Here is a 19189-nt window from a genome sequence, read left to right on the forward strand (position 1 = left end):
ACTTGTTCAAATAGTGACTCAACCAACGCTTTAATAGTGATAATAAAGCCTTAAAACCCTTTTAGGGCAGTCAAACAGATCAAATAGTCATAAGATCAAACTTCATTCAATAGACAATCTCAATAATCAATCTCAATGATCAATCTCAATAACCAATTAAAAACTGAGCGCTGTAATTGCATAGCGTGATAAAACAAAACCCATCTAATCCCAGAAGATAGATGGGTTTAGGGATACTCTATTTAAGAATCCATTCAAGATTCATTCATGATCTTGAATGATCTTGAATGATCTATTTATGATTTTTTATAAAGAGTATCTACTGTTAGATATTTCGTGACCTATTCTCTTAAATATCGACTTAAAACTCAAACTGAGGTTTATCCTCAAAGCCGATTAAGCGCTCTAAATCACGCTCATAGACAGGTTCGGTTCTAATTTCTCCGGCAACTTTAGTAAAGAGTGTTACATGCATCGCATTTTTCTTACCTACTGTTGCTAAGATACGCCCCTTCTCATTGAGAAGTTCAAAGTATGCTTCTGGCATCTCAGGGAGAGAGCCGGTAAAGATCACGGCATCAAAAGTGCCTAAATCTTGGTAGATATCACGAATATCGCCTGCTTGATAGGTGATGTTAGTATAACCAAGCTCACGCGTGATCGCTTCTGCATTCACATTGAAGCGCTCAACAATATCAACCGCAACAACTTCATTCCCTAAGCGAGAAGCACAAGCTGCTAAAAAGCCGCTACCACTTCCAACAATTAAGACTCTCTCATGCTCTTCGATACGAATCTCTTGAAGAAAGCGCCCTTCATAAGTCGGTGGCAACATCAAGTGGGTCTCATTGAGGGGAATTCTTGTCTCTGAAAAAGCAAGACCTTCATACTCTTTAGGGACAAAATGGTTACGGGGCACCACATCGAAAACCTCAAGTACTCGTTGATTGAGGATATTCCAAGGTCTCAACATCTGCTGAATCATATTTGTGCGAGCTTGTTGGATTTTAAGTTCGTTATCTAACATTTTTCCACCTTTCCAAAGCGAATAATCATCACCGAAATCTTCTGCGCAATTATTAACACGGTTGATCTGTTTTTTTAATCTCTGTTGATAGCTTAATTCTTGATAGCTTAATCTTAAGAAAGCGACCGCTCTAAGCTACAACACTAAAATAGCTTTATAAGCCTCACATCATACCACCATTCAAAAGCTCATTGAAATTATTCAATCACAAATCGACATCCATCAACTTCTCGCACTCTTCTCGCACTCTTTATCTTTCTGTGTCCCTCATCTCTTCTTGCTTCTCTTCTTGCTTCTCTTCTTGCTTCTCTTCTTGCTTCTCTTCTTGCTTCTCTTCTTGCTTCTTCTTGTCTCGCCTTCCAACGCCTCTTTTGATTCTCCCTTCCCTCTTCCATTCTCTTTAATGCAAGATATTTTCTCTAAAGAATAAACCTAAAGCGATGCCGGTAAGAATGCCCTTAGAGAATGACAATTAAGTTGCAAGCTTATGCCGGAAAAACTAAACTAAGAGCGCACCACATCTTTTGTTCTTAACCCCTAAGGAATGATTCATGTTTAAAAATATCTCATTAAAAGAGTTTGATCCCGCCCTTTTTGAGGCTGTTGAGCAAGAAAATAGACGTCAACAAGATCATATTGAATTGATCGCTTCTGAAAACTACTGCTCTCCGCTTGTGATGGAACTTCAAGGTTCACAACTGACCAACAAGTATGCGGAAGGTTATCCCGGCAAACGTTACTACGGCGGCTGTGAATTTGTCGATATCGCTGAAGATCTTGCCATTGAGCGTGCGAAAAAGCTCTTTGGTGCAGATTATGCCAACGTTCAACCCCACTCAGGTTCACAAGCAAATGGTGCTGTCTATTTAGCACTCTTAAATCCTGGCGATACCGTTTTAGGAATGAGCCTCGATCATGGTGGTCACTTAACCCATGGTGCGAAGGTTAACTTCTCAGGTAAAACCTATAATGCAGTCCATTACGGCGTCGATAACAATGGCTTGATCGATTATGATGAAGTGGAACGCCTTGCGCTTGAGCATAAGCCTAAAATGATTGTTGCGGGCTTCTCTGCATATTCAAAAACTTTAGATTTTAAACGTTTCCGTGAAATTGCCGATAAAGTAGGCGCTTATCTCTTTACTGATATTGCCCACGTTGCTGGTTTAGTTGCGGCAGGCCTCTACCCTAACCCGATCGATTATGCTGATGTGGTGACAACCACAACCCATAAAACACTTCGTGGTCCACGCGGTGGTCTCATCCTTAGTAAAAATCGCCCTGAACTTGAGAAGAAACTCAATTCAGCAATCTTCCCTGGAATTCAAGGTGGTCCACTGATGCATGTGATCGCAGCAAAAGCGGTTGCATTCCTTGAAGCGCTACAACCTGAGTTTGTTGAGTATCAAAAACAGGTGATTGCCAATGCAAAAACGATGGCTCGCGTCTTCCAATCTCGTGGCTATAAGATTGTCTCTAACGGTACTGACAACCACTTAATGTTAGTGGATCTTATCGATCGTGGTTTAACTGGAAAACAAGCAGACGAAGCTTTAGGTCGCGCTAATATTACCGTCAATAAGAACTCTGTTCCTAATGACCCACAATCACCTTTTGTGACATCAGGTATCCGTATTGGTACACCGGCAATTACTACACGCGGTTTTAAAGAAGCGCAATGTGATCTGCTTGCAAACTGGATCTGTGATGTTTTAGATAATATCGATGATGATTCTGTGATTGAGCGCGTTGCGAAAAATGTTGTTTCACTCTGTGACAAATTCCCTGTCTATCCAGATTCAGTGGTATAAGGTAATCAGACGATAAGACGCAGCATTAGGAAAAAGGTTATCCTTCTTAGAGGATAACCTTTTTTATCAACCTTAAAATATCAATCAGCATTCATACCAAAACCAAGATGCCAATCCAATCTTCAGCTAGACACGCCTCTCTACGACTCTGTTCGCTTCGACGCGCGCGACTCCTTTTAGCGCTTCTCCTCTCTGCTCTCCTACTATTTTTTATCATCAGCAATATAATGATCGCCACTCAGAGCGCCCAATATCGGCAGTTAACCGCTGAGGCTGAAGAGAGAATCGATCTGATTCTTGTCCTCGGCGCTAAAATTGAGGGAGAGCCCCTCAGGCCGACGGCAACCTTGAAGGAAAGGCTCGATCTTGCCTATCACTATTGGCAACAACATCCGGAACTGCTCATTATCACTTCAGGCGGTTATCCCGATCAGTTAACAGAGAGTGAGGCGATGGTGATGAAACGCTATCTTCTCGCACGCGGCATCCCTGACGAGCAGATCTTTGTTGAAGAACAATCCACCCGTACTGCCGAACAATTTATCAATAGCGATCGGATCCTCCGGCAGCAAGGGATTGAGATTAAGCATCCACTCATTATTACCAATGATTTTCATCTTCCCCGCGCGATGATGTTAGCCCAGCGAAACAATCTCCCTTGGGAGACAATAGATGGCTTAGGAAGTGATACACCCTCAAGAGTAAAACCTTGGATCATCGCCCATCTACGAGAACCGCTTGCCTATCTGCACTCTTGGTTACGAGATTTTCCAGAGCGTCAGTAAGCCCCCCATTCTTCATTTGACTCATTTGACTCGGTGGGTTCATTGGACTCAGTGGACTCATTAGGCTCACGCACTAGCTCAGTCTCTATTGCTTTCGCGTGACGAGCCGCAGCTTCTGCAAGAGCCGCTTCATAACTCCAATGATCTAACGCATCAATAGCGAGTAGATCCCCATGTTCAGCGGCTAACAGTAATAGACGATATGCCTCTGCAAAATCTTCAATGGTGAGATCCCGCAATAAACCACGATAGAGAATCTCCGCCTGCTTATACTTTGCTAAGGCATGATGGCTACCTGTGGCAAGATCGGTCTGATCGTAATAATCGAAAGCACGCTGATAATCGGGCTGAATTCCCTCCCTACCAAAATAGAGCAGATCGCCGGCAAGATGGGCCGTATTGCTATCACCTAATGCGGCACCCTTTTCAAAGTAGGCGAGTGCTTGTGCGTAATCTTGTGCAATACCATACTCCTCTTCCCAATAGAGATGACCTAGTCGATTATAGGCATCTGCAATCCCCGCTTCACCGGCTAATTGGTAGTAGTAGAGTGCCTTTGGAATATTCTGGCGCACATAACGCCCCTCTAAGTAGTAGCCCCCTAAACGGTAAGCGGCATGCAGATCCCCTTCATCGAGACTTTGAAGGGTCTCCATCACAACCCAACTATCGGAATAATCCCGAAGATCTTGATATCGCTGGGCAAGTTGCATTAAAGCATGCTTCTGTAACGATGTTAGCTTATCAAAGCGATCGTTATTCTGATTGAAATGATCCTGATCGAGCTTCCCTAATGTCGCACTATAGAGATAGATTTCACTTAAAGGGGCTAATAACCCTATCGAAAGCGCTCTGGTCGATTCATTCCCCTGCGTTCCTCCACTCGCTTCTACGCGTTGATATTCGTTTTCTGCCATCTCTAAAAGCCTTGTCACAATACGATCATCCACAGCAAATGCTAACGATTGCGCATACCAATACTTCACTTTTTGTGGATTACGAATAAAATCGACCCCATTCTCCTCCCAGAGAGCCGCTAACATAAGGCTCATCTCCGCCCGCGTACTATTATCAAGAACTCCTTCGATCTCATAGTTTTTCAAAAACTCACGATAAGTGCTCGGGCCTACGGGATACGCCGGCGCAATGGCTAAATATTGTAGGTAGAGTGATTCTAACGTATTGAGCTCCGCTAAACTGATCTTCTCATATGAGCGGGGAAGATGATGGCGGTAGAGACGAATCAACGAGATATAATCTCCTTCATCCCCTGCCTCTTTCCAGAGTTGTAATGCTTCTTCTTGCGCCTTCTCCTCTCTCAATTCATAGAGCGTATCGGCAAGCACTCTCTTTAAGATGGGAAACTCTACGCTATATTGCAATGCAAGTGCTCGGCTCTTCTCAAAATCGGGGGCAGATACAACCACTTCATCAACAACATACTCTCTCTGATAGAGAGTTAAGAGTTGTTGAAATGCGGCAATTCGTATCTTTGAACTATTTTGAGGATCTATTGCAATCTTTTCTAATTGGGAGATGGCAAATTGCAGACGCGCTAAACTGATCTGATCACTCTGCATCAAGAGCATCTCTATAAGCCCCAATTGAAAATCGGGAGCTTGATACGCAGGATATGCCGCCTCACTCTGACTTCGATCGAGCAGATTCTCCAGATAGTGATGACGCGCCTCCCCCTCCAACAACTTTGATAAGCCTAAATGAGCCTCAAGTACCCCGAGGGCTAAAGCCTCTTCATAATAACTTCTCGCCATTTTAAGATCATAAGGCTTTCCATAAGAGCGATACTCATTGAGATGAAGCTCCCCTAACGCTAAAATTGCCGTAGAATCGCCGGCAGCCGCAGGTTGATAGAGCGTTCGATAGCGTTCAACGCGATCTTCAATGGTCGCCTTAAAGCGAGGAGAAGCCGCTTCATACCATGTTAGGGCTAACTCCCAATCGGGAGCGATAATGATCTCGCCTGCCTCATCAATGATCCCTTCTTGCGCCATCACACCAAAATAGAAGGCCGCATCTCGGTCGCCACTCTCAGCGGCACGCTTTAACCAGTGATATGCAAGCTCCTGATTCTCCTTAACACCGGCGCCATTACTATAAGCCCGCCCAATTGTGAGCATTGCTTTGCTATTACCCTTCTCGGCAAGAGGCATATTTTTATCAAAGAGATCCATCTGTCGAAGATCGTAATAGGCGCTACTATCGGGATCATTTGCCATCGCAAATTGATAATATTCCCGCGCTTTCTTCCGACTTTCAGGAATACGATCCCCTTTCAGATAGCGATCGGCTAACCGTTGAGTCTCCCAATCCCGATGGGTGAGATGAACATAGGCGATATGGTAACGATTAAAACGTGCCAAGGTGGCCTCATCCATCTCCATTTCTGATACATATTGATCATAATAGGCACGCATAGCACCGATAGACCCCGCCTCTGCCGCCTCAATAAGGAGCTGATCTGCTCTTTGAAGATCGATCATCGCGCCATACTCACCATAACGATAGATCTGTGATTGTAGAAAGAGCGATTCGGGATCTTTTTTCGCAACACCTTGCTGAATCTCTTGATACCGCTCTAAGCGTGCTTTTGCCTCTTCTAGATGATATTTCGCAAATCGATAATCGGGATCGCTCAATTGTTGATAATAAGTGATTGCCAGACGAGCCCCCTCCCCCGGCGCTAACATTAAGGGGAGATCTTGATCATAATAGATCTCCGCTAAACGATAGATCGCTTCATCCTCTTTCAGTTGAGCTGCTTTTTCTAGCCAGAAGAGAAGATCTAACTGTGAGCCACCTAATGCCTCAATCAAGAGCGCATCCTCTTGTTGATAGCGATCTGCAAGAAGATAGATTGCCGGCAGATAATCACGCTCAGCCAATTCTTTTATTGTTGAATATGCCGTTAGAGCTCGCTCTGCCATTTCAGGCGCATTAGCATTAGCATTAGTATTAGCATTACTTTGCGCTAGCGCTTCAAGTGCTAGATAATATTGGGCAAAATTAGGAATCTTGGCCGATTGAGCGACATAATATTGTTGAAGTGCTAAAAAAGCTTTCTGGTTGCCGGGCAGCAAGCGTTCACCATACCAACTTTGTAGCGATGGAAGTGCCTCCATAATCTGAAACAGACTCTGATAAGCACGTTCAGTCTCATCCCTATTGAGAAATCGAGAAGGATCATCAAAATGATTCTGAAGATCTAAAAAGGCCGCCTTCAGCTCTTCTTCTGTTAAAAGAAGTGTCTGAATCTGTTGTAGATTATGGCCTGCCGCACGCAAATAGGCTCTTTGAATCTCCTGATCGATACCTATGTGACCAGAGTCTAACAGCATCGGCGCATTGGCTAATGCAATCTCTGCTTCTGCCGCATGAAGATGAGCCTGCTCACTAAGATCAGAAGCCCCCCGATAATAACTTTTCGCTAACGCTAATGCCTCGTTTAACGCCTCCGATAGACTCGCTGCTAATGTTGGCTCCTCTTCAATTTGCGCTAACAATGCCCAATATTGCGCCATATAACGATCAGCCAAAAGATAGCTGTAACGTGACTCATAGCCCTCAATCCCAAGCAGAATTTCTAAGCGATCTAATAGATGCTCATAAAGCTGTGCTGAAATAGTAGCATCAACTAAAAGAGCGCCATCTTGCTTCGCGGCATATGTGACCTTATCGGCAACCTTATCGGTAAGCTCAGGCGTAAGCTCTACCTCAAAGAGCTCTAAGAGCATGAGGGGTGAAAGCGCAATCGGTGAAAGATCTGCACCAACATTACCACCATCAACATTCCCATCATGATTTGCTAGAAGCGCTCGCTGAAAACCATCACTCTCAAAGTAGAGCGCTATCACACCTTCTAATCCTTGCAAAGTGCTATCGATCGCCTCTGATTGTAAGTAGTAGCCCATCGCAACGCTAGGATCTCTCTCTACCCCGAAACCTAAGCGATAATAATCGGCTAAATCGAGCAGCAATTGTTGATGAGACTCCACATTTTCAATCCCCTGTTGTAATGTCTTCAATGCTATCTCAGGATCTTTCGCAACACCTAATCCCTGCTTATAAGCTTCTGATAATTCAAGATAGGGTTGTGATTCATTCTGAGCTACCTGTTGCCACTGAATCAGCCAGTCGTAGAGCTCTTTCTCAATCATTGCAAGTGGTCGGCTACTCTCATTCCACCATCCGACATTAGATCGCTCATCATAAAGACGATCAACCACCGCTTTGATAGAGCGAGTATCACCTAAATGAGCACCTTGCAGTTCATAAGTGGCAATGATCGAACTATCATCATTCCAACCATAGTTAAAAGAGTCACTTAACCAATGGATTGCCGGTAGATAATCCTCCGCTGCGGCTCGTTGCATCGTCTGAAAGGCTAATATCTTTTCACTCTCTAACTGCATTAATGCTAAAGCGTAGAGTGCCTCGCCTGTTCCTAAATTAGCTAACATCTCTTGATAGTGGATAACTTTAAGCGGATCTTTTTCCACGCCCTCTCCCACTTCATAACGATAAATCAGTTGTAATAGTGCAGAGACGGAACCTTTTGCCGCCGCCGTCTCTAAGCTTTTCTGATATTGCACCCGTTGCTGAGGGGTCATCGCACGGTAGTGTGAATGCTCCTTAGGGAAGAGATCGGAGATCTGCGCTAAGATCATAAAGTTTTCTAATAAGATCGCCTCATAGTATGCCGCTTTAATCGGATCAGCCTCTAAACCATATCCTCCCTCATTGTAGAGCGCGGCAAGCCCCATCACAGCTGGAATAAATCCTTTCTCATAACTCTCCTCTAAGAGAGATACTGCACGCAAATAATCAGGTCCTGAAGGCTGAAAAGGAAGCGGATAGAGAAGCGTACTTGCCAAAACCATCCCTGCTAATCCTGAATTCTCCCCCTCGCCATTTGCAATCTGTGTCAATTGACTTAAGAGATGTAATGTCACCTCTTCTGTAAAAAATGTTTCCGGCATCCCCTCCTCTTCTAACAACTTAATCGCTAGGATGATCACTGCATCATCAATGCCGGCATGACTTGCCTCTAAAAGGAGCTCTAACCCCGATGCATCACCACTTGTCGCCGGAAGTTTTCTCTCCGCCCGAAGATAACCTAAGTTATAGAGTGCCTCCCCATTCCCTGCCTCTGCCGCTCTTAAGAGCCACGTTTCAGCCTGTTGATCATCTTGAGGAACACCGATCCCATAGTAATAGAGCATTCCTACGATAAAGGCGGCATTGCTATCCTTTTTCGATTCTTTCACAAAAAGTTGGTAAGCCTTCTCATTCTCTCCTGCGACTAAGGCGTCAAATCCTGAAGAGACTCCCCCCATTGCGGTAGGTGAAGAGAGATAGAGAAGCGAAGTGATCGCAAGTGATAGGGTTAATTTTTTCATAGAGGCCTGATGATTGATCTGAAGTGATAAAGAAGTATGATGAAGAAGTGTAATGAAAAAGGGTGATAAAAAGGATGAATAAGTAGAGAAGATGAAAATAAGAAACGCAAAAAAATAGTGGGAATTATGACATAAATTCCCACTAAAATATCTAAGCCAAATGGCTAAAGTAATCTAAGATGATCTAGATCTTAATCTTAATCTTAATGCACCAAGCTAGTTCAACTCGTTAAACAAACTAATTAAACATCTAATTAAGCATCTAATTAAGCATCTAATTAAACGATCTTAAAACTCTTGCTCGACATTCAATCCCTTTAATCGGCCGACGCCAGATCTGGTCAACAGCGACTTTAGCAAGCGGTGCCTTGATGGCAACATAGGCTTTCATCGGCAAAAGAGTGATCTTACCGACATCACTTCCACTAATGGCTTCATTCGCAGTTAATGCCCCTAAAATATCGCCGGCACTAATCTTCGCTTTCCGCCCTTCATTGATCTCAATAGTCACCATCTCTGCATGTAGCGGTGCGGGCGTTCCCTTCAATTCTGTGGCAGCGATTCGTGGAAACTGCTCCTCTAAAGCAGCTTCAATCATCTCTATTCGCTCCTGCTTATAGCTTAACGAAAAGGTGAGTGCGCGCCCCTCTTTGCCGGCACGCCCTGTTCGGCCAATGCGATGGACATAGACTTCAGGATCGAAGGGAACATCAAAATTGAGCACTAAAGAGAGATCATCAATATCAAGCCCTCTTGCCGCTACATCCGTTGCCACTAAAACAGGACAACTGCGATTGCTAAATTGAATCAAAACTTGATCCCGATCTTTCTGATCAAGATCTCCATGGAGCGCTAAAGCATCGATTCTATGACGCTGTAGAAAATCAGTCACCTCAATGGTCGTGGCAATAGTATTACAGAAAATCACAGAGGATTGTGGTCGATAGTGGTAGAGAATCTCCGCGGTTACTGCCGGCTTATCTCTTCCATCTTCTACGAGAACCACACTCTGTGATATTTTCGGGCGATTCTCCACTAAAGCTTCCACAACAACCTCTTTCGGTCGATGTTGAAATTGGTGGCTCATCCGACGAATATCTTCAGGAAATGTTGCTGAGAAGAGGAGTGTTTGCCGCTTTTTAGGGATATAACGAATAATCTCCGCCACCTCATCTGCAAATCCCATATCGAGCATACGATCGGCCTCATCTAGGACTAATACCTTCGTATGGGAGAGATCGAGTGTTCCTCGCCCTAAATGATCAAGAAGTCGCCCCGGCGTTCCCACCGCAATGTGAGGTGCATGTTGTGACAGTGAATGGATCTGATGCCGAATCGGCGCGCCACCACAGATCGCAGAGATCTTCAGATTAGGAAGATAACGACCTAAGCGACGAATCTCCTGACGAACTTGTTCAGCAAGCTCTCTTGTCGGGCAGATCACCAATCCTTGCGTTGTAAAATGCTTAAGATCGATCGATTCCAATAAGCCAATTCCAAAAGCGGCGGTTTTACCACTTCCTGTCTGCGCCTGACCGATCAGATCTCCCCCTTTTAAAATCGTAGGGAGAGAACTTGCCTGAATCGGCGTCATCTGGTGATAACCTAACTCCTCTAAATTTCGAAGTTGCGCTTTAGGAAGGGAGAGATCAGAAAAATGTAAAGTTGACACAGATAGGACTCACTTATCAATAGAAACAAAGAGAGATGATACTGAACTTTATAGCGAATAACACCTTTTAAGGTGAGAAATAGTATTCAACTACTTCTCCCAAGCGGTGGGGAGAATAAAACCATCAAAGAGAGGCTCACTTTTAATGTAGTGCTCAAACTCAGGTGATTCATAGGCTGCTTTTAAAGATTTAGCCCAAGGTTTCTCTAAATCATCCTCTCTAATAACGACAATGACAACATGCTCTGCTGGAGTCTTTTCAACAACAAGCCCATCACTTATTTTTAAACCTGCACTTGCAACGTAATTTCCATTAATCACAGCATAATCGACCTCATCCAAAACTCGTAATCCTTGAGCCGGATCTAATGCAATCACTTCAATACCATTCAGAGGCTGAATGTCATTAATACTAAATCTAGAAACATCATCATTTGTCACTTGAATCCAACCAATCGATTCTAAAATTCGAGCAGCCCTCTCACCGTTAACCGGATCATTAGGAATTGCGACTCTCATTCCAGCCTGTACATCATCTAAAGATTGATACTTATTAGAACGTAAAGATTGTGGTGCGCTCGCCGTATCAGCTAACTTCACCATATTTCCTTTCAGTTCTTGGTTCATCTTATGCATATAAGCTTCACTCTGATGCCCAGCAACATCGATATCTCCGCCAATTAATGCCGGATTAATTTGCATATTCTGTGAGAAAATCTTTACACGAACATCATATCCTTCCTTCTCTAAAATAGGTTTTATTCCATATTCAAATTGTTCAGCATAAGTGGATGGACCAAAACCTAAAATAATGGTTTGATCATCTGACTTGCCACAAGCTATCATCAAAAAACTCATCACTATCATCAATGACACTCGACCAACTCTTTTATAACGTCGAACCTTGATTCCTGATAAATACTTCTTACTAAAAATACCCAATTTTACCCCCACTTTTAACTCCCTTAATCTCTTTTTATTAATAATGATACTTTTACAATGACACCTTAAACCGCTGATCCACTCACACACGAATTACCCTAAAAAGTCAAAACTCCCTTTGCCAGGTGCGTATAGACCATATCCTCCATCGGTGGATTATGGAGTCCGGCGCGAACATCGCGATAAGCACGTGAAAGTGGATGGGATTGTGAAAGACTTCGCGCTCCAACAATTCGCATCGCTAAATCGACAACCTTTAAGGCATTATTCACAGTGGCGATCTTAACAGCACTCAATACTTCCCCCATCGTTGAACGCATTGCTTGATCCGCCTCATCCCACTCTTTGGCAACACCGAAGAGAAAATACTCCATCTCCAACAAGAGAACGCGAATCTCCCCGAGTTTCTGCTGAACTGTTGGAAAACTCCCAACCGGTGCCGGCATCGCATTTGAGCGATAGTGATTCGCAAAATAGAGTGCCTCTTCATAAGCTCCCGTTGCGATGCCAAAATAGACTGCCGGAATATGGAGTAGCCAACCTTGTGGTTGCTTCTCCCCGGGGATTAAATATTGCGCTAAATCATCGGCATCTAAGAGAACATCCTCTAAAACAAGATCATGACTGCCGGTAGCACTCATCGAGATTGAATCCCAACTCTCTTCAATCGACACGCCGGGAAGATCCCTTCTGACAAGAAAGCTTGCAACCTGATCACTCCCCTCAATTGAGGCGCTAACGGCAAAAAAATCTAAAACAGGTGAGAGCGTTGTAAAGGTCTTCCGTCCATTTAAGCGCCAATGGTTCCCCTCTTTTACCGCTATTGTCTCGGGCCTTCCTCCTCTTGTGGGGCTTCCTGTTGCTCTCTCTGTTGCTGCATTATTGATCAATGCACCTTGTGAGATCACCGCTTCTGCAAAATCGCGATAGAGCGCCTCCGCCCAGAGCTTATTCTCCCCAAGATGTTTGCTAATCCCCATATGCCAACCGATTGCAAGCCCTGTTGAACCATCATTTTTAGCAATCTCCGTTTGTAATCGAAGCATCTCCTCTAAAGAGATCCCGCCACCACCAAGTGCTTTAGGAATCGTTAATGCCGGAAAATGGATCGCTCGCAATAACCGATAATTCTCAAAAGGAAAGGTGCCGGCTCGATCATGTTTCTCCGCATTCTCCTTAAAATATTGTGCAATTTTTGCCACCACCTCTAAGCGCTCACAGTGCGTTAATGTTAGAAGGTTGATCTCTCCATCAAAAGCCTTTTTAAGGAGTGGGTCAGTTACTATTTCTGCTTGAGAGGGAATCTGTGATCCCTCCCCACATTGCTCTTTTACCTGCTCTTTTACCTGCTCTTTTACCTGCTTTCTCATTTGCTGAGTCATACTTTCTCCAAGATGAGTTGATCGAATGCACGCTAAAGAGCGTACAGCCATTAAGATTAAAATAGATGAAATTAAATAGAATTAGACCAGACTAGATAATCTTGTTGATCTTGTTGATCTTGTTGATCTTGTTGATCTTGTTGATCTTGTTGATGTTGTTGATGTTGTTAAACATGGTAATAATATGCTCCCACCCTTCGATGCCTTCTATTACACCGCCTCTTTATCTCATCTATCAATATCGATCTATAGATCTGTAATAAAAAGAAAGCTACCGAAGAGTGGAATCTAAAATATTATCTAGAATCTTATCTGGATTCTTATCTAAATTCTTATCTGAAACCTTATTAGCGATAACGTTTTGCTAAGAAGTTCCCTAAAGATTGAATCGTCTGTACAACAACAATCAAGGTGATCACAGTGTAGAACATCGCTACATTATCATAACGGTGATAACCGTAATTAATCGCTAAATCACCAATACCACCGGCACCTACAGCCCCAGCCATCGCCGTAGCTCCAATTAGACCTATAATCGCGGTGGTAAAGTTTAAAATGAGTGAGCCACGCGCTTCAGGTAAGAGAAACTTCCATACCGTTTGAAATGTGGTTGCGCCCATTGAGTTTGCTGCTTCGATAATCCCTTTATCCACTTCAAGGAGTGAACTCTCCACTAAACGGCCAATAAAGGGGGAGATATAGACCACTAACGGTACAATCGCCGCTGGTGTTCCGATCGAAGTCTGAACTAACCACTTCGTAAAGGGAAGAATCGCCACCAGAAGAATAATAAAGGGGAGCGATCGTGTAATATTGACTACCCAGTTGAGAACCATATAGATGCTATTATTGGGGCGAATCCCTCCGGGGCGCGTTAACACCAGAGTAATACCGATCAATGAGCCGATAATAATACCGATAAAGAGCGAAACACTCACCATAACAACTGTTTCCCAACAGGCTTGTAAAAATTGATCTAAAGTAATCTGCGTCGGGAATTTTTCTAAATACCACTCCAACATCTCTCTACCCCTCTACTCTATTTGTGGATTCTTTGCCTTGCGCTTTCTGCCCAAGATCATCACTATTTAAGACTCGTTGACTCATATTGATCGATCTTTTAGATCCTTCATGCGTTACACGAACTCCATGGAATCGGAGAAATGCAATCGCCTCCTCCACCTTCTCCGGCGCTCCCTTCATCTGTACAAAGGTACTTCCCAAAATATTGCCCTCAATCTCAATCATATTGGCAAAGAGAATATTGATCACAACATCCCCTTTTAAGATCAACTCATTGATCACCGGCTCCTGTGCAGAACGCCCTAAAAACTCAAAACGGTAGATATCTTTGATAGAGGGATCATCTAAATTCGCGAGCACGCGCTCTGGAATAGAATCGCCAATTACAGTACGAACAAAGCTCTTTGTTGTAGGTTGCTCTGGATTTCCAAAAAGATCGATGGTACGCCCCGTCTCAACAACACGTCCCTTCTCCATTACCGCCACCTTATTACAGAGATATTCAACCACCTCCATCTGATGGGTAACCATCATAATCGTGACGCCTTGCTCCCGATTGATCTTCTTTAAAAGATCCAAAATAGCGATAGTCGTTTGTGGATCGAGCGCTGAGGTTGCCTCATCGCAGAGAAGGATTTTGGGGTTATTCGCCAATGCCCGTGCAATACCGATTCGCTGCTTCTGCCCGCCCGACAATTCCCGAGGATAAGCATGCTTTTTATCCGGAAGCTCAACAAAGTTTAAGAGCTCCTCAACACGCGCATCGATCTCCGCCTTTGAGTGTTTACCATTGAGAGTAAGTGGTAGCGCAATATTCTCAGCAACACTCTTGGTCTCTAAGAGATTGAAGTGTTGGAAGATCATGCCGATATTCTTTTTGGCTAAACGGAGCTCTTTCGGTGTATATGAGGCAAGATTTCGACCATCGACAATCACCTCTCCGCGTGTTGGACTCTCAATATCATTCACAAGACGAATTAAGGTACTCTTTCCCGCTCCGCTATAGCCTATAACACCAAAAATATCACCCTTTTCGATATGAAGATTGACATCCTTTAACGCTTCCGTCTCTACACCATTGCGCAGGTATGTTTTATAAATATTTTTAAATTGAATCACTGAGGTCTCTCCATTTTATTAACTGGGTATAAAACCGATTGGAATTGGAACTGAGATGGATATTGATATTGAGACTGATAGGGGCGACAACAGATCTCTCTTAGCATCAAAATCATCATCCATAATGGCATCATCCCCTCCACCTTTATCGATAAATCTCTGCGATCTTCCCCGCCTGCTCGCCGGCTTTCTCTCAATCGAGACATCTCTCACTCTCCTCCTCTCAATTCTACCCATTACTCTGCCATTACTTTGCCATTAAACCGGATGGCAACCCTCAATTATTCAACCTTTTACACGAAAGCGCAATCTACATCGCCCTGCATCATCGGATGATTGTTTCTCAATGTTACGCTTTCTACTATTGAGCACTCTCTATAATAAAACATACCTATCATATAAAAACAATAGGTATTAAGATTTTTTCATCTTAGAAGGAGGTGACAGTATCGTGAGAAGGATGACGAGAAGGATAAAGAAAATGAGAAAAATAAGAAAAATGAGCTCGATAAGGGTAAAGATGAAGTAAAGATAAGGTAAAGAAGAAAACTACGATCTATCAACAACTACAGATATCTACAGATAGCTCCCGATAAAAAAGAGCCTACCGCTCAGTAGACTCTCTTCTAGCAATATATCCGCTATTCCTTATCGGCTATTCCTTATCTGCTCTCCCGGCGCTATCCCTTTTACTATCACCCTTATATAAAGGATCGTGTGATTGGCGATTGTGACAACGACTATGATCAACTACTTTCAATTGACTACTTCCGATAGGCTTGTAAAACGGCAGGAATCTGATTGATTCGATCAAGAAGACGACTCAATTGATCAACATGATTGATCTCTAAGGTAAAACTAATAGAGCGGGTATCATCTGCCTCACTCTTCATATTCATATTGGTGATCTTGAGATGCTCAGCGGAGACTAATTGACTGATCTCTTGTAAAAGATCGACATTAGCATAGGCCGTTACATGAATATCAGCCTGAACCACTCGCTCATCTGTTGAGCCCCAATCGACATCGATCTCTCTTTCTGGATGTTGTTCCAACATATTACGATAGTTAACACAGTTGATGCGGTGGATCGTCACGCCACGGTTGATTGTAATATAGCCGCCAATAAGATCGGGGGGTGCAGGTTTACAGCAGGTCGCGATGGTGGTTAATAATTTTCCCATCCCTTTTACTTGAATACCACTTTGTGCCTTTTTACTCTGTGGGCGCACCATCAATTCTGGATCGAAATTATTCTTCGGCTTCTCCCCCGGCAGACGCGATAGAAGTTGCGCTATCGTGATCTCACCAGCCCCAATATTGGCATAGAGATCATTAAGACTCGTGCAATGTAGACGACTTGCGAGACGCCTTAACTCCTCATCACTTAAACGCACATTGAGGCGCGCAAGCTCCTTTTCCACCATCTGCTTGCCCGCTTGAAGATTGCTCTCAATCTCTTGTGCTCTAAACCAAGCACGAATCTTAGAACGTGTTCGGCTAGAGCCGGTATAGCCTAAATGGGGCGACATCCAATCGCGACTTGGATTGGGGAGTTTTCCAGTTAAAATCTCCACCACATCACGATTTTGAAGCACATAGGTAAGCGGAACAATAGCGCCATTGACCTTCGCACCTCGACAGCGATTCCCTAAACCGGTGTGGATTTTATAAGCAAAATCGAGCGGTGTTGAGCCGGCAATCAACTCAATCGGCTCACCGGCAGGGGTCATCACAAAGACATTCTCATTGAAGATGCTCTCCTCTGTGATCTGCTCTTCACCCTCTTCTAAGACGCGGTCTAAGTGATCTCGTAACCAGTTAAGATCCGCTTGATCGATCGAAGTGCCTCGCCCCTCTTTATATTTCCAGTGAGCAGCAACCCCCTTCTCAGCATCATTGTGCATCTGATGCGTCCTGATCTGCACCTCCAAAGTACGATCTTCAGGCGCTAATACCACCGTATGGAGAGATTGATATCCATTAGGTTTGGGATTGGCAATATAATCATCAAATTCTCGTGGAATAGGGGTCCAAAGATCATGAATCATCCCCAATACAGCATAACAATCAGCAGTACTATCGACTAAAATACGCACTGCTCGGATATCATAGAGCTGCTCAAAAGCTAAATTTTTCTGCCGCATCTTCCGTGCAATACTGTAGATATGCTTCACGCGCCCGGTCACTTCACCTTCAATAGCGTGCTGCTCGAGAAGCTTTTCGATCATCTCGATCACATCAAGAATATATTGCTCTCGCACCTGACGCTTGCCATCCAGTTTAGAGGCGATCTCGCGATAAAACTCAGGCTCTAAAAAGCGAAAAGCGTAATCCTCTAGCTCCCACTTAATTTGAGCTAACCCTAAACGATTAGCGATCGGCGCAAAGATGGTATTGGTATTTTGGGCGATAAGACGCTGCTTCTCCTCTTGGGAATCACGCGCATTTCGCATCACAATCACCTGATAAGCGAGCATCACCACAATCACGCGCACATCTTCAGCAAAAGCTAAAAACATCTTCCGCAAAGTCTCAGGTGACTTCTCATGAGAGATCGCCCCTGATGTTAAGAAATTGACAACGCCGAGATATTGGATAAATTTTCGTGTGCCTTCAGGCTGCTCTTCAACAGGAACGCCTAAAACAAAGAGGATCAGAGCGACTTGCGGCATCGCTTCAATCTCTAACTGTTCCAGATAGAATGCCGTTTCTAATGCCATCTTAAAAAGAGGATGCTCCTGATGCTTGATACAGGCCGCATAATACTCCGGCTTCCACGTCGCTTCTTTACTTTGTAGCCACTCAAGGAGAGCGGTCAATGTAATTGACTTTGACACATCTACTTCTCCATCTCTATTTATTTTTATATCCAAAAATAGTAAGCAATTCGCCCGACTATTGCAATGATCCGAGAAATATTTAGCAGGGAGAATAGCGCACAAATGGGCGTTTTAGCAGAGTATCAACTCTGATCTCAGCAAAAGTATCGATATCACGCGATATTGATGCCCACATAACGTCGCTCAATCTCAATATTCAATCAAACAATAGAGTGGTCGATACGCTCTTCAATACGCTCTTCAATATACTCTAATCGCTCGACCTATCATCAAGGCACGATAAGAGATATACAATCTCTCTTCAACACTATAATATAGATAATAGAAGAGATAAAAGATAATACCGATGAAAATCATGATTATCGGGTGATTGAAGGTGATTGAAGGTGATTGAAGGTGATTGAAGGTGATTGTAAGCGATTATCGCAGTGATGCTAGTAAGCCGTTATGATGAATAGTAACAATCAAAAACAATAACCCTTAATAATCAGTGACAATAATCAATATTATCAATAGAAAATTATCAAACAACATCATTCAATAATATTATTAAACAATATCGATGCATAATATATTTAATAATAGATCAGTAAGAGATGAATAAGGCGGAACAAGCGCCGATAAAAGCTCTTCTATTTCGTGGGGATCTCCCCTTTTTAAGCATTCCTATAAGGAGCTCATATGTTTAAATTAGTGATTCATATTAGTGATCTCGATAAGTGGCAAACAGTCATTAACAACATCAATAATAGTGTAAAAGGGTTACGCGAAAGCTACACCATCCATGTTGTTGCTAATGTGAATGCGATTCAAGGATATCTCGATCCAAAAATTCGTGAACAGATCACCGCAATTGATGATCCTAATATTCACTTCTTTGCTTGTAACAACTCCCTCATCGGACAAAATGTAACGCCTGAGATGCTCAACCCCGATACAATTCCCTCTAAAATCGGAATCGTTCCTGTAGGGATTATCTCCATTGTGGAAGATCAAAACAATGGTTTTGCCTATCTGAAACCTTAAGGCTTCACACCTCCCATATCACATATCACATATCACATATCACATCCTTCATATTGTGGCACCTGTCATAGACCTGATATCTCAGACAAGATGGTGATCACGACTAAAATTAAGAACAAAAAAAGACCCCTTAGGATCTATG

General features: G+C 43.4%; 13 protein-coding genes. 3 read left to right on the plus strand and 10 right to left on the minus strand.

The genetic code is table 11. The features are described from left to right. Nucleotides 1-361: 361 nt before the first annotated feature. Complete coding sequence (locus DC082_RS06210; RefSeq protein ID WP_109236237.1) at nucleotides 362-1027, minus strand: protein-L-isoaspartate O-methyltransferase family protein; 666 nt, start codon at nucleotides 1025-1027, stop codon at nucleotides 362-364. A 197-nt stretch (nucleotides 1028-1224) separates the two neighbouring features. Next, complete coding sequence (locus tag DC082_RS10740; protein ID WP_157957413.1) at nucleotides 1225-1422, minus strand: hypothetical protein; 198 nt, start codon at nucleotides 1420-1422, stop codon at nucleotides 1225-1227. Nucleotides 1423-1578: 156 nt separating this feature from the next. Between DC082_RS10740 and glyA the strand changes: the two genes are divergently transcribed. Together glyA and DC082_RS06220 are read left to right on the plus strand one after the other, a co-directional pair. Next, entirely contained in the window at nucleotides 1579-2838 is a 1260-nt protein-coding gene (glyA, locus tag DC082_RS06215; protein WP_109236238.1) for a serine hydroxymethyltransferase, read from the plus strand. A gap of 107 nt (nucleotides 2839-2945) precedes the next feature. Beyond that, the gene (locus DC082_RS06220; RefSeq protein ID WP_109236239.1) at nucleotides 2946-3623 is read left to right on the plus strand and encodes a YdcF family protein; all 678 of its coding nucleotides are present in this window, start codon (nucleotides 2946-2948) and stop codon (nucleotides 3621-3623) included. Here the strand turns inward: DC082_RS06220 and DC082_RS06225 are convergent. The 8 genes from DC082_RS06225 to DC082_RS06260 all read right to left on the minus strand — a co-directional run bounded on the left by DC082_RS06225 (nucleotide 3617) and on the right by DC082_RS06260 (nucleotide 18018). Next, nucleotides 3617-9040: a tetratricopeptide repeat protein gene (locus tag DC082_RS06225; RefSeq protein ID WP_109236240.1), complete on the minus strand. Its 5424-nt coding sequence runs from the start codon at nucleotides 9038-9040 to the stop codon at nucleotides 3617-3619. The two genes, DC082_RS06220 and DC082_RS06225, sit on opposite strands and share 7 nt — an antisense overlap. Nucleotides 9041-9314: 274 nt before the next feature. Further along, nucleotides 9315-10712, minus strand: coding sequence for an ATP-dependent RNA helicase DbpA (gene dbpA, locus DC082_RS06230; protein ID WP_109236241.1), 1398 nt, complete (start codon nucleotides 10710-10712; stop codon nucleotides 9315-9317). Between the two features lie 90 nt (nucleotides 10713-10802). After that, nucleotides 10803-11579 carry a MetQ/NlpA family ABC transporter substrate-binding protein gene (locus DC082_RS06235; protein WP_109236433.1) on the minus strand — a complete coding sequence of 259 codons (777 nt, stop codon included), beginning with the start codon at nucleotides 11577-11579 and terminating at the stop codon, nucleotides 10803-10805. Between the two features lie 173 nt (nucleotides 11580-11752). Next, nucleotides 11753-13036 carry an acyl-CoA dehydrogenase family protein gene (locus tag DC082_RS06240; RefSeq protein ID WP_229821653.1) on the minus strand — a complete coding sequence of 428 codons (1284 nt, stop codon included), beginning with the start codon at nucleotides 13034-13036 and terminating at the stop codon, nucleotides 11753-11755. A 347-nt stretch (nucleotides 13037-13383) separates the two neighbouring features. Continuing rightward, complete coding sequence (locus DC082_RS06245) at nucleotides 13384-14058, minus strand: methionine ABC transporter permease (RefSeq protein ID WP_094567772.1); 675 nt, start codon at nucleotides 14056-14058, stop codon at nucleotides 13384-13386. Nucleotides 14059-14062: 4 nt separating this feature from the next. Then, nucleotides 14063-15178: a methionine ABC transporter ATP-binding protein gene (locus DC082_RS06250; RefSeq protein WP_109236242.1), complete on the minus strand. Its 1116-nt coding sequence runs from the start codon at nucleotides 15176-15178 to the stop codon at nucleotides 14063-14065. Nucleotides 15179-15196: 18 nt separating this feature from the next. Further along, complete coding sequence (locus DC082_RS06255) at nucleotides 15197-15415, minus strand: hypothetical protein (RefSeq protein ID WP_133243689.1); 219 nt, start codon at nucleotides 15413-15415, stop codon at nucleotides 15197-15199. A 527-nt stretch (nucleotides 15416-15942) separates the two neighbouring features. Then, entirely contained in the window at nucleotides 15943-18018 is a 2076-nt protein-coding gene (locus tag DC082_RS06260) for a RelA/SpoT family protein (protein ID WP_109236244.1), read from the minus strand. Nucleotides 18019-18702: 684 nt separating this feature from the next. On the opposite strand from DC082_RS06260, the gene DC082_RS06265 reads away from it, so the two are divergent. Beyond that, a complete protein-coding gene (locus tag DC082_RS06265; protein ID WP_094567776.1) occupies nucleotides 18703-19047 on the plus strand; it encodes a DsrE family protein in 345 nt (114 codons plus the stop codon). Nucleotides 19048-19189 lie beyond the last annotated feature (142 nt).

This window comes from Ignatzschineria indica (assembly GCF_003121925.1).
Taxonomy (GTDB): Bacteria; Pseudomonadota; Gammaproteobacteria; order Cardiobacteriales; family Wohlfahrtiimonadaceae; genus Ignatzschineria; species Ignatzschineria indica.